Genomic DNA, 12,234 nt, shown 5'->3' with positions numbered 1-12,234 from the left:
ACGGAGGAAGACACCCACAATGAATGCACTCGAACACCAACTCGACTACCCGTTCAACGACACCTTGCCCGAAGCCGGCCGCGCGCTGGAAGTCGCGCCCGGCGTGTTCTGGCTGCGTATGCCGTTGCCGTTCGCGCTCGATCACATCAACCTGTGGCTGTTGCGCGATGAGATCGACGGTCAGCAGGGCTGGACCGTGGTCGATTGCGGCATTACGTCCGACACGATCAAGCAGAACTGGGAGACGATTTTCGACACGGTGCTCGACGGCTTGCCCGTGCTGCGCGTGATCGTGACGCATTGCCATCCCGATCACATCGGGCTTGCGCACTGGATTTGCTCCGGCGGCGACAAGCAGCGCTGGGACGTGCGCCTGTGGACGACGCTCGGCGAATACATGCAAGCGCGCGTGATGGCGGCGGGCGACGGTTCGAATGCCGGCGGCGAAGGCGCGGCGCGGCACTTCGCGCGTCATGGTGTCACCGACGAGGAATCGCTCGAGAAGCTGCGCAATCGCAAGAGCTATTACGCCACCCTGGTGCCGGCAATTCCGGGTCAATACCGGCGTCTGCGGGAAGCGGACGGCGTCTCGATCGGCGGCAAGACGTGGCGCGTGGTGACGGGCTTCGGTCATTCGCCCGAACACTGCGCGCTGCATTGCGAAGAAACCGGCGTGCTGATTTCCGGCGACATGGTGCTGCCGCGCATTTCGACCAACGTCTCGGTGTTCGACATGGAGCCGGAAGGCACGCCGCTCGCGCTGTATCTGGAGTCGCTCGGCCGCTACGAGACGATGCCGGAAGACACACTCGTGCTGCCGTCGCACGGCAAGCCGTTTCGCGGCGTGCGTACGCGCATCCGTCAATTGCGCGAGCACCACGACGCGCGTCTCGCCGAAGTGCGCGAGGCATGCGCGGAAAAGCCGCAAAGCGCCGCGGATATCGTGCCGCTCATGTTCAAGCGTCAGCTCGACATGCATCAATTGACGTTCGCGCTCGGCGAAGCGCTCGCGCATTTGCATCTGCTGTGGCTCGCGGGCGAGCTGACGCGCAAGCAGGACGCGGACGGCGTGTTCCGCTTTTCGGCATCGACGCCTCGGTGAAACCTTCGTTGAAAACAGAAAAGCCCGGCTGCTTGCGCAACCGGGCTTTTTTTCTGGCACTCGTGACGACGCTTGCCGCTTACTGAACCGTCACGGCACCGAAGTTCTGCCGGCCGAACGGACTGACGTGATAGCCGCTCACGTTCGTGCGCGCGATTGCCGCTGCGGTGGGATAGCCGAGCGGAATCCACAACGCCTGATCGTGGATGATCTGCTGCGCCTGCTCGTATGCTTTGGCGCGCTTGGCCTGGTCCGGCGTGGCCTTGCCTTCGGCGATCAGCTTGTCGAGATCCTGGTCGCAGAAGCGCGCAAAGTTGATCCCCGACTTGACCGCATTGCAGCTGAACAGCGGCGACAGATAGTTGTCCGGATCGCCGTTGTCACCCGCCCAGCCCATGAACAGCGAGTCGTGCTGACCCTGCTTGGCTTCCTTGATCAGCTCGCCCCATTCGATCACCTTCACCTCGGCCTTCACGCCGATCTTCGCGAAGTCGGCTTGCAGCAGTTCGGCGCCGGCCTTCGGATTCGGATTCAGCACACTGCCGTTCGGACGCACCCAGATGGTGGTCTCGAAGCCGTTCGGATAGCCCGCGTCCGCGAGCAGTTTCTTCGCCTTGGCGGGATCGTACGGCCATGCCTTGACGGCCTTGTCATAGCTCCAGGTGTTGGGCGGATACGGGTTGACGGCCGGCGTGGCGGTGTTGTCGAACACGGTTTTCAGATACGTGGTGCGGTCGAACGCCATGTTCAGCGCGGCGCGCACCTTCTGGTTGTCGAGCGGCTTCTTCTGCGTGTTCAGCGCGACGAACGCGGTCATGAATGCGGGCGTCTGCACGATGGTGACGGATTTATCGCTCTTCGCGTCAGCCAGATCCTGCGGTTTCGGCGACAGCGCGATCTGGCATTCGCCCGTCTTGACCTTCTGCGCGCGCACCGTGGCGTCCGGCGTGATCGCGTAGATCAGGCGGTCGATCTTCGGCTTGGGACCCCAGTAGGTCGGATTGACGTCGTAACGGATCACGGCGTCTTTCGTATAGCTCTTCAATTCGAACGGACCCGTGCCGATCGGCTTCGAGTTAAGGTCGACCTGCTTGCCGGCCTTGAGCAACTGGTCGGCGTACTCGGCCGAATAGATCGACGCGAAACCCATGGTCAGGATCGACACGAAAGTCGCGTCCGGCGCGTTCAGTTCGAATTTGACGGTGTTGTCGTCGACCTTGGCGATCGACTTGATGAGCTTGGGCAAGCCCATCGACTGCGCGTGCGGGAAGCCGCTCGCACCCGCCACCTTGTGCCACGGATTGCTGTCGTTGAGCATGCGGTCGAACGTGAAGACGACGTCGTCGGCGTTCAGCGCGCGCGTGGGCTTGAAGTAGTCGGTGGTCTGGAACTGCACGTTGGGGCGCAGATGGAACGTGTACGTGAGGCCGTCGGCGCTCACTTCCCACTTGTCGGCCAGCGCGGGCACGACCTTCTTCGCGGCTTCGTCGTACGAGACCAGCGAATTGAAGATCACGTCGGCCGACGCATTGGTCGTCACCAGCGAATTGAACTGCACGACATCGAAGCCGTCGGGACTCGACTCGGTACAGACAGTCAGCGGTTTGGCGAGCACGAGCGCGGGCACCGTGAACAGTACGGCGGCTGCGAGCAGTTTGAAGCGCATAGGTTCTCCCATAACGAGCGCAGTCAGGCAGTGCGTCTGGTTGTGTGGTTATGTTCCGTTGACGGACGGCCAGCCGGCGCGATCGTCGTGTTTATTGTGATACGTTTCCGGCGCCCATGGCTATCCGAAAGAATTGGCGCACATACACTCCCGGTCTGGCGAAAGCTTATCGAAGGGTGGTTGTGACGACAACAACTTAATCCGTATATCAATATGTTCGACCGCCGCGCCCTGCGCTCCAGCCGCTCGTGGTTCGGTCAACGGCCTGCCGCGCGGCGCTGCAGATAGGCGATGCCTTCGATTGCGCGCACGCCGTACCACGACACCAGTTCGCCGTCGATCGACTCGATGCGCTTTCCCGCCAGGCGCGGGTCCCGCTTCAGCGCGTCGCAGTGCGCTTGCGTGAAGCGATAAGGCTCACTCGACAGCAGCACGCGATCCACGCTGTCCAGCCAAGGCGCACGGTCGAAGTCGAGCGTCGGATATCGCGCCGCGCCGCGCTCGCCGCCGCGCACGTCGGGCAGCGTGTGCCAGTTCACGAGCCGCAGCATTGCGGCGATGTACGTGTCGCGCGCGACGGTCATCCACGGCTCGCGCCAGATCAGGTACAGCACGTTTTGCGCGGGAAAGGCGTGGCTGGCGACTTCGCGCAGGCGCGCTTCGAGCGCGTCGCTCAATTGCTGCGCCGGCTGCTCGCGGTCGAAGATCGCGCCTAACAGCGCGTACAGCGAAAGATTGTCGCGTGGCGTTTGCGGGTGAGTCACGACGATGTTCGGCACGAATTCGCGCAATTGCTCGACGGTTTCGCGCTCGTTTTCGTCGATATTGACGATCAGATGGGTGGGGCGCAGCGCGCGGATCGCGTCGACTTTGAGCGACTTGGTGCCGCCCACTTTGCGAACCTGCTGGACTTTGTTGTGCGGATGCACGCAGAAACCGGTGCGTCCGACGATCTGCCTGTCGAGACCGAGCGCGAACAGCAATTCGGTGATGCTCGGCACCAGCGACACGATGCGCGGATGCCTGACGCCGGTTTCGTGCGCGACGCCGGCTGCATCGACCGCACGCGACGACATGACTTACTCGGTGACGGCGCGCGGTTTGCGCGGCGCGCGCTCGAACGCGCGGTCGTAAAGCCAGCGCGGCAGCGCGTGCAGCAGCATGGCGACGATACGCATCTGCCACGGGAACACCGCGAAGGCCGTGCGCCGTTCGATCGCGCCGGCCACCTTGACGGCGAAACGGTCGGCGTCCATCAGGAACGGCATGGTGTACGGATTGTGCGCGGTCATGGGCGTGCGGATATAGCCCGGCGCGATACTGACCACGCCGACGTTGAGCGGACGCATTTCCACGCGCAACGCTTCGAGATACTTGAGCGCCGCCGATTTCGACGCGCTATACGCGCCCGAACCCGGCAAGCCGCGCACGCCCGCCACGCTGCCGATGCCCACCAGCGTGCCGCGCTTCGCCGCGATCATGGCGGCGGCAAACGGCTCGAAGGTGGCGACCATGCCGAAGTAATTGATGTCCATCACCTCGCGGAACACGCGCAGGTCGTCCTGACCCGTGACCGCGCCGCGGCTGACGCCGGCATTGGCGATCACGACGTCGGGCAGGCCGTGCTGCGCGATGAATTGCGCAGCCGCCTCGGCGAGCGCTTCCGCGTCGCGCACGTCGACGGAAAAGATGGAGACGGTGTTCTGGGGATGCGACTGCTGGAAGGCGGCGAGGGCGCTGCCGCGACGGGCAACGAGGCCGAGAATCGCGCCGCGCCGCGCATATTCGGCGGCGAGCGCGAGGCCGATGCCGCTCGAAGCGCCGGTAATGAAAACTTTCAGGGGAGAACTCATTCCGGCGCCTTGGGCGTTACATCTTCTTGGCGCGAATCTGCTGAACCAGGTAGTCGAGCACCTGGGTCGTGCCCGGCAAGCTGTTCGTCGCAGCCGGACCGGTTTCGTACTTGCCCTGCACGGCCAGCGTCGGCACGCCGTCGATCTTGTAGTCGTCGAGCAGCTTCTTGTCGCGTTGCAGCGCGCTTTGCGTCGAGAACGAGTTGTACGCGTCCATGTACTTCTTCGGATCGACGCCGTTCTTGGCGAGGAATTTGGCCTGATCTTCCGGCGTCAGCAGATAGTCTTTGTTGACGTGGATTTCGTTGAAGACCTTCGGCGTGAGTTGCTGCGCGAGTCCCAGTGCGTCGAGCGCGTGGAACATTTTCGAATGCGGGATGAAGTCGTCGCGGAAGGCGACCGGCACGCGCTTGAACACGACGTCCGGGCCCTGCTTCTTGATCCACGCTTCGAGGTACGGGTCGAACTCATTGCAGTGCGGGCAGCCGTACCAGAAGAATTCGGTGACTTCGATCTTGCCGGCCGGCACGTCGGTCGGCTGCGGCGTGGCGAGGACGGTGTAGTCCTTGCCGGCGACCGGCGCGGTGGGCGAAGCATGCGCCGTGGCGGCGACAAGGCCCAGCGAGAGGAAAAGAATGCTCAGCAGCTTTTTCATGTTGTGTTGACCCAAGTAGGCGGTAAAGCGGTGGCGCCACGCAAATGCCCGTCACCGTTCTGATCATCGGCTTTAGACGTTTCAATCGTCTCTGGTGCTTGTGACACGCGCCGCTCGCCGATAGTTCGGCGGCGGCGCGTGTCGGGAAGTCACCGTTTATTTATTGTTGGTTGCTTACTGCTTCGTGAAGCGGATCACGGCCGTATCGACGCCCGCGTCCGACAGACGCTGACGGTTCGAATTCATGTCCTCGAACTTCGAGAACGGACCGATACGCACGCGATAGTAGGTGACACCGCCCGCATCGCGCTGCGTGACCTTCGATTCGAAACCCTGGAAGGCGAGCCGTGCGCGCTGCTGTTCGGCATCGGCGGCAGTCTTGTAGGCGCCGACCTGCAGGAAGTAGCCGGTGTTCGCGTCGCCTGGCGCCGGTGCCGCGCCGGAACCCGGCTTGGCGTTGGCGGCCGTGGCGGACGAGGTGCTCTTCGGCGCCGAACCCGCTGCGGTGGCGGCCGGTACGCTGGACGCCTGCGGCTTCTTCGCCGGCGTGGTCGTGCCCGTGCCGTTATCCTGAGCAGGCTTGGGCGCAACCGCTACGCCGTTGGCGCTGCCGTTTTGCGGCGGCACTTCGACGATTTGCGGTTCTTCCAGCATGCCCGACTGGGTTTGCGAATTGGTCTGGCCCGGCGCGGTATTGGGCGGCGAGGGCTGTGCGGCTTGCGGCACCGGCTGACCCGGCGTCTTGCCTTGCAGCGGACGGTTCGGGTCGTATTGAGGCTGGCTCGCGCCGGAGTCCGACGCCACGGGCGGCGCCACCTTCGAGACGAACGGTGTAGGCGCACGGGTGATATACAGCGCCACCACTACCGCGATCGCGAGGCCGACGATCAGGCCCAGCACGATACCGAGAAACGTACCCCCGGTTTGTTTCGATTGCTTCGTTGTGCGGCGTGGTTTTGCCATCGTATGAATCACCTGCAAAAAGAATCCTGGAACGGCCGTCGATTATAACGACGGCCGCGTGCATAGTGCGCCGGAGGACTTACATCTTGACGGGAGCGGAGACGCCGATCGTCGCGAGACCGTTGGCCAGCACCTGACGCGTGGCGGCGAGCAGCGCGACGCGCGCATTGCGCTCGGCTGCATCGTCCACCAGCACGCGTTCGGCACGGTCATTGTAGAACGAGTGGAATTCCCCGGCGAGGTCGCGCAGATAGAACGCGACCGCGTGCGGCGCGAGTTCGTCGGCGGCATGCTGGAGCATGTCCGGGAACTCGGCGAGCTTGTTCAGCAACGCCATGGCGCGTTCGCTCGTCAGCGGCGACACGTCCACTTGCGCGAGCGTGCTTTCGTCGGTGTTGTAGCGTGCCTTGCATTCGGCGATCACCGAGCAGATCCGGGCGTGCGCGTACTGCACGTAATGCACCGGATTTTCGTCGTTCTGCTTGAGCGCCAGGTCGATGTCGAACACGAATTCCGTGTCCGCCTTGCGCGAGATCAGGAAGAAGCGCACGGCGTCGCGGCCTCGGCGGATGGTTTCCTCGTCGATCAGATCGACGGCCGCTTCCGAACCCGGCGTTGCGCCGCCCGACCATTCGATCAGGTCGCGCACGGTGACGTAGCTGCCCGCGCGCTTCGAGATTTTCACCTCTTCGCCGTTGCGCATGACCGTGACCATCTTGTGAAGGATGTAGTCGGGGTAGCCCTTCGGAATGCCGATGCCGAGCCCTTGCAGGCCGGCGCGCACGCGCGCGATCGTGCCGTGGTGGTCCGAGCCCTGAATGTTGATGACCTTGGTGAAGCCGCGTTCCCACTTGGCGACGTGATAGGCCACGTCCGGCACGAAGTAGGTGTAGGTGCCGTCGCTCTTGCGCATTACGCGGTCTTTGTCGTCGCCGTCGTCCGTGGTGCGCAGCCACAGCGCGCCTTCCTGCTCGTAGGTCTTGCCGGCGGCGATCAGTGCCTCGACGGTTTTCTCGACGCGGCCTTCCTTGTACAGCGACGACTCCAGATAGTACTGGTCGAACTTCACGCCGAACGCCTGCAAGTCCATGTCCTGCTCGCGACGCAGATAGGCCACCGCGAAGCGGCGGATCGCGTCGAGATTTTCGATGTCGCCCGCGCCGGTGACCGGCTCGCCGTCGCTCGCAGCCACGGTGACGCCGTTCATATAGTCTTTCGCGATGTCGGCGATGTACTCGCCGTTGTACGCCGACGCCGGCCAGCCTTCGTCGCCGGGCGCGAGGCCGCGCGCGCGTGCCTGGGTCGAGACTGCGAGCGTGTGGATCTGCACGCCGGCGTCGTTGTAGTAGAACTCGCGATGCACGTCCCAGCCTTGCGAGGCGAGCACGTTCGAGAGCGCGTCGCCGAGGGCGGCCTGACGGCCGTGCCCGACGTGCAGCGGACCGGTCGGGTTGGCCGAGACGAACTCGATCAGCACGTGCTTGCCGGCGTCGCGTTGCGAGCGGCCGAATGCATCCTGCTCCGCGAACACGGCGGCGATCACGGCCTGCTTGGCGGCAGCGGCGAGGCGCAGGTTGATGAAGCCGGGGCCGGCCACTTCGGCGGCGTCGACAAGGCCTTTCGCCTGCGGCTGCGCGAGCAGCGCGTCGACGATCTGCTGGGCCAGCTGACGCGGATTGGCGCGCAGCGGCTTGGCGAGTTGCATCGCCACGTTGCACGCCACGTCGCCGTGAGCGGCAACCTTGGGACGTTCCAGCGTGATGACGGGCGAGACGAAAGCGGCTTCGCTCTCGCCCTGGGATGCTTGAGCAACCTGCTTGACCGTGTCGGCGAGCAGGGTTTCGAGGGTTTGTTTGTGTGCAGGCAGCATGCTTGTTGCGAGTCCAGTGAGGCAATCCGGTGATGCGGAAGAGGCGCCGGCCGCGCGGCAGGCGCGCCCGGTCAGTCAGAAGCGTGGAAAGCGGCGAAACGCCCGCGCGGACCAAAGCGTCCAGCCGGCCGCGTTATCAGGCACGTTGCGTGCAACGCATTGGATGCGATGCGCGCTAACGCGCCGGTGCGCCCGGCGCTCAGGCCAATCATGCGGTCGATGCTGCGGCATTTCTCAGGCGGCTTGCGGGTTTAAAACCAGGCGACCCGGCCAAAGCTTTCCAGGCCGCGCCGTACGCGTTGCAGGCAGCACGCTTTTCCGTCCAGACGGATTTTAGCAGGTGCTAATATGTTCAATGAGATGCTCAGCCAGGGCCGTGACCGCCGCGCTTGATCGGCGCGTCAACGTGATGCGTGGCGGTAGCCGGCTTCGAGGCGCGCGCGCATTGATCCAACATAACGAAAAAGGGAACAGTCATGCTGATTACTTTCAAATGTCGCGCTTGCCCAGACGTCATGATGCTGGAGAACCTCGCCCAGTATCTCGTCGGCATCGTCGGTAAGCGACTCGGCGAACGTGGCGTCATTACCCACGACGAACTCGGCCCGGCCATCACCAAGCTCGAAGCGGCAATCTCGGTCGACAAGCAGGAGCGCGCCGAGCACGACGGCCATTTCCACGAAGGCGAAGACGGTCACGAGCATCACGAGATTCCGCCGGGCCTCGCCCAGCGCGCGTATCCGTTCCTCGACATGCTGCGCGCAGCGCAGAAGGAAAACGCGGATATCGTCTGGGGGCTGTAGTCCGGCCACGGGCGCTTAGTCCCGGCTGGCGTTCTGGAGGCGCCCGTGAGGGGCATGAGCGGCGGCGGCGTGAGCAAACGCGCCGTGAGCCAGCCAGCGCCCGGAGTACCGCGCAGCAATGCGCACCAATGAAAAGAGCCCGCTTCGAGCGGGCTCTTTCGTTTCGGACGGCCTCGTTGAGGCCGTCCATTCCGATGCTTACTGGCTGGCCGCGTCCGCCGGGGCCGCTGCCGGCGCCGACGCACCCTTCTTCATTTTCTTCTTCTTAGGCTTCTTGACGTGCTTCTCCGTGGGCGGCGAATACGAACTGACCGCGCTGGAGCCGGCGGGTGCGGCAGGCTGAGCCAGCGCGACCGAAGCCCCGGCGACGAGCGAAACAGCAGTCAATAACAGCGTCAGCTTCTTCATACGATTCTCTCCGTTGACGATTGCAAATAGATAAGCCGACGCGTTTTTGCCGCGTCTGGCGGGTTGAAACCCAGGTCAGTCTACAAAGCCGAAAATTACGCTGCCGCAAATATTCAGCCTATGTGGCCCGATATAGTGGGTTCCCCGCCACACAAGGCTTAAAGCAACGGCGCCAACGCCCGTTCCGCGTCCGTTTTAGAGAGCGACATGCGCTGCGCATAGTCTTCCAGCTGATCCTGACCGATCTTGCCGACGGAGAAGTAGGTGCTGTCCGGATGCGCCAGATAGAAGCCCGAGACGCTTGCCGCCGGCAGCATCGCCAGCGATTCCGTCACGCTCATGCCGATCTCGTTGGCCTGCAGAACCTCGAACATATCGCGCTTGACGAGGTGATCCGGGCAAGCCGGATAACCGGGCGCCGGACGGATGCCGTGGTATTTCTCGGCGATGAGGTCGTCGTTGGACAGGGTCTCGGCGTTCGCGTAGCCCCACAGGTCGCGCCGAACGCGAGCGTGCATGGCTTCGGCGAACGCCTCGGCGAAGCGATCCGCGAGCGCCTTGAGCATGATCGCGCTGTAGTCGTCGTGGTCTTTCTCGAACTGCTTTTCCTTCACGTCGACGCCGAGACCCGCCGTGACCGCGAACATGCCGATGTAGTCGGCGACGCCCGAGTCTTTCGGCGCGATGAAGTCGGCGAGCGACCGGTTCGGCCGCATCACGCCGTCCACCACCGGACGCACGCTTTGCTGACGCAGGTTGCGCCACGTGAGCGCAACTTCGGAGCGCGATTCGTCCGTGTAGATTTCGATGTCGTCGTCGTTCACCGTGTTGGCCGGCAACAGCGCGATCACGCCGTTGGCCTGCAGCCAGCGGCCCTGAATGAGACGCGCGAGCATCGACTTGCCGTCCGAGAACACGCGCCGCGCCGACTCGCCGACGATCTCGTCATTCAGAATGGCCGGATACGGACCGGCCAGATCCCAGGTCTGGAAGAACGGACCCCAGTCGATGTAGTTCGCCAGATCGCTCAGGTCGAAGTTCTTGAACACGCGCCGGCCGATGAACTTGGGCTTGACCGGCTGATAGCCCTCCCAGTCGATTTTCGTCTTGTTCGCGCGGGCCTCGGCGAGCGTGACCATCGGCTGGGCTTTCTTGTTGGCGTGCTGATCGCGGATACGGTCGTAGTCGGACTTCAGTTCGTCCAGATACTTTGCCGCGCCTTCGTCCGAGAGCAGGCTCGACGCCACCGACACCGAACGCGACGCGTCTGGCACGTACACCACCGGCCCTTCGTAATGCGGCGCGATCTTCACGGCCGTATGCACGCGCGAGGTGGTCGCGCCGCCGATCAGCAGCGGAATCTTCTTCACGCGGAAATAGTCGTCGCGCTGCATTTCGGAGGCGACGTAAGCCATCTCTTCGAGACTCGGCGTAATCAGCCCGGAAAGACCAATGATGTCCGCGCCTTCGACCTTCGCTTTCGCGAGAATGTCGTTGCACGAGACCATCACGCCCATGTTGACCACTTCGAAGTTATTGCACTGAAGTACCACCGAAACGATGTTCTTGCCGATGTCGTGCACGTCGCCCTTGACCGTGGCGATCACGATCTTGCCCTTCGCGCGCACGTCGGCGCCGGCCTCGGCCATCTGCTTCTTTTCTTCTTCAATGAACGGAATCAGATGCGCGACGGCCTGCTTCATCACGCGCGCCGACTTCACCACCTGCGGCAGGAACATCTTGCCCTGACCGAACAGGTCGCCGACGATATTCATGCCGTCCATCAGCGGGCCTTCGATCACGTTGATCGGACGGCCGCCATCAGCTGCGATTTTGGCGCGCACTTCTTCGGTGTCTTCGGTGATGAAGTTCGTGATGCCGTGCACGAGCGCATGCGCGAGACGCTTTTCAACCGGCTGATTGCGCCACTCGAGGTTCTCTTCTTTCTTCGCCGCGCCGGTCTTGAACTTGTCGGCGATTTCGAGCAAACGGTCGGTGCCGTCTTCGCGACGGTTGAGCACCACGTCTTCGACGCGTTCGCGCAGCTCCGGGTCGAGATCGGCGTACACGCCGAGCTGACCCGCGTTGACGATGCCCATGTCCATGCCGGCCTGGATTGCGTGGTACAGGAAGACGGTGTGGATCGCCTCGCGCACCGGATCGTTGCCGCGGAACGAGAACGACACGTTCGACACGCCGCCGCTCACTTTCGCATACGGCAGGTTTTCCTTGATCCAGCGCGTCGCGTTGATGAAGTCGACGGCGTAGTTGTTGTGTTCTTCGATACCCGTGGCGATTGCGAAGATGTTCGGGTCGAACACGATGTCTTCCGGCGGGAAGCCGACTTCGTTCACCAGAAAGTCATACGAGCGTTTGCAGATCTGGGTCTTGCGCTCGAACGTGTCGGCCTGGCCTTGTTCGTCGAAAGCCATCACGACGGCCGCCGCACCGTAGCGGCGAATCAGGTTCGCGTGATGGCGAAACGCTTCCTCGCCTTCCTTCAGCGAAATGGAGTTGACGATCGCCTTGCCCTGCACACATTTCAGGCCGGCTTCAATCACTTCCCATTTCGACGAGTCGATCATGATCGGCACGCGCGCAATGTCCGGCTCCGAGGCGATCAGATTCATGAAGCGCACCATCGCCGCTTTCGAATCGAGCATCGCTTCGTCCATGTTGACGTCGATGACCTGCGCGCCGTTTTCGACCTGCTGACGCGCGACTGCGATGGCGTCGTCGAACTGGTCGTTCAGGATCATTCGCGCGAACGCCTTCGAGCCGGTCACGTTGGTGCGTTCACCGACGTTGATGAAGAGCGTCCCGGACGTGACGTTGAACGGCTCGAGGCCGGCAAGGCGCATGGTGTGATCGGTCATGGCGTGAGTGCGATTCGGTTACGTGCGATGGATACGGG

The 12,234-nt window shown here is 63.2% G+C and carries 10 protein-coding genes; 2 read left to right on the top strand and 8 right to left on the bottom strand.

The window, feature by feature from the left end; all coding sequences use genetic code 11:
• Positions 1-19: 19 nt before the first annotated feature.
• Positions 20-1,102, top strand: a complete 1,083-nt coding sequence (locus tag P3T18_RS09395) for an MBL fold metallo-hydrolase (protein WP_429299637.1) — start codon at positions 20-22, stop codon at positions 1,100-1,102.
• Positions 1,103-1,181: 79 nt separating this feature from the next.
• On the opposite strand, the gene P3T18_RS09390 is transcribed toward P3T18_RS09395, so the two are convergent.
• From P3T18_RS09390 to argS, 6 genes are all read right to left on the bottom strand, one after another.
• Positions 1,182-2,768: an ABC transporter substrate-binding protein gene (locus P3T18_RS09390; RefSeq protein WP_429299636.1), complete on the bottom strand. Its 1,587-nt coding sequence runs from the start codon at positions 2,766-2,768 to the stop codon at positions 1,182-1,184.
• Positions 2,769-3,025: 257 nt separating this feature from the next.
• Complete coding sequence (locus P3T18_RS09385) at positions 3,026-3,844, bottom strand: helical backbone metal receptor (protein WP_429299635.1); 819 nt, start codon at positions 3,842-3,844, stop codon at positions 3,026-3,028.
• A 3-nt stretch (positions 3,845-3,847) separates the two neighbouring features.
• Complete coding sequence (locus tag P3T18_RS09380; RefSeq protein WP_429299634.1) at positions 3,848-4,621, bottom strand: SDR family oxidoreductase; 774 nt, start codon at positions 4,619-4,621, stop codon at positions 3,848-3,850.
• A gap of 16 nt (positions 4,622-4,637) precedes the next feature.
• Positions 4,638-5,276 carry a thiol:disulfide interchange protein DsbA/DsbL gene (locus P3T18_RS09375; RefSeq protein ID WP_429299633.1) on the bottom strand — a complete coding sequence of 213 codons (639 nt, stop codon included), beginning with the start codon at positions 5,274-5,276 and terminating at the stop codon, positions 4,638-4,640.
• A 174-nt stretch (positions 5,277-5,450) separates the two neighbouring features.
• Positions 5,451-6,257: an SPOR domain-containing protein gene (locus P3T18_RS09370; RefSeq protein WP_429299632.1), complete on the bottom strand. Its 807-nt coding sequence runs from the start codon at positions 6,255-6,257 to the stop codon at positions 5,451-5,453.
• Positions 6,258-6,318: 61 nt separating this feature from the next.
• A complete protein-coding gene (argS, locus tag P3T18_RS09365; protein ID WP_429299631.1) occupies positions 6,319-8,109 on the bottom strand; it encodes an arginine--tRNA ligase in 1,791 nt (596 codons plus the stop codon).
• A gap of 476 nt (positions 8,110-8,585) precedes the next feature.
• On the opposite strand from argS, the gene P3T18_RS09360 reads away from it, so the two are divergent.
• Entirely contained in the window at positions 8,586-8,912 is a 327-nt protein-coding gene (locus tag P3T18_RS09360; RefSeq protein WP_429299630.1) for a DUF1840 domain-containing protein, read from the top strand.
• Between the two features lie 198 nt (positions 8,913-9,110).
• On the opposite strand, the gene P3T18_RS09355 is transcribed toward P3T18_RS09360, so the two are convergent.
• Positions 9,111-9,320: an acid-shock protein gene (locus P3T18_RS09355; protein ID WP_429299629.1), complete on the bottom strand. Its 210-nt coding sequence runs from the start codon at positions 9,318-9,320 to the stop codon at positions 9,111-9,113.
• 158 nt (positions 9,321-9,478) lie between these two features.
• Positions 9,479-12,196 (bottom strand): methionine synthase, encoded by a 2,718-nt coding sequence (gene metH, locus P3T18_RS09350; RefSeq protein ID WP_429299628.1) that lies wholly within the window; start codon positions 12,194-12,196, stop codon positions 9,479-9,481.
• Positions 12,197-12,234 lie beyond the last annotated feature (38 nt).

This window comes from Paraburkholderia sp. GAS199 (assembly GCF_050436585.1).
Taxonomy (GTDB): Bacteria; Pseudomonadota; Gammaproteobacteria; order Burkholderiales; family Burkholderiaceae; genus Paraburkholderia.
Note: the sequence above shows the minus strand (reverse complement) of the source record. Positions and strands in the feature narration are given on the sequence as shown.

Bases quoted from the DNA above. Each gene is read 5' to 3' on its own strand.
- P3T18_RS09380 (WP_429299634.1), bottom strand. From the start codon at position 4,621: ATGAGTTCTCCCCTGAAAGTTTTCATTACCGGCGCTTCGAGCGGCATC.
- P3T18_RS09390 (WP_429299636.1), bottom strand. From the start codon at position 2,768: ATGCGCTTCAAACTGCTCGCAGCCGCCGTACTGTTCACGGTGCCCGCG.
- metH (WP_429299628.1), bottom strand. From the start codon at position 12,196: ATGACCGATCACACCATGCGCCTTGCCGGCCTCGAGCCGTTCAACGTC.
- P3T18_RS09385 (WP_429299635.1), bottom strand. From the start codon at position 3,844: ATGTCGTCGCGTGCGGTCGATGCAGCCGGCGTCGCGCACGAAACCGGC.
- argS (WP_429299631.1), bottom strand. From the start codon at position 8,109: ATGCTGCCTGCACACAAACAAACCCTCGAAACCCTGCTCGCCGACACG.
- P3T18_RS09395 (WP_429299637.1), top strand. From the start codon at position 20: ATGAATGCACTCGAACACCAACTCGACTACCCGTTCAACGACACCTTG.
- P3T18_RS09360 (WP_429299630.1), top strand. From the start codon at position 8,586: ATGCTGATTACTTTCAAATGTCGCGCTTGCCCAGACGTCATGATGCTG.
- P3T18_RS09375 (WP_429299633.1), bottom strand. From the start codon at position 5,276: ATGAAAAAGCTGCTGAGCATTCTTTTCCTCTCGCTGGGCCTTGTCGCC.
- P3T18_RS09355 (WP_429299629.1), bottom strand. From the start codon at position 9,320: ATGAAGAAGCTGACGCTGTTATTGACTGCTGTTTCGCTCGTCGCCGGG.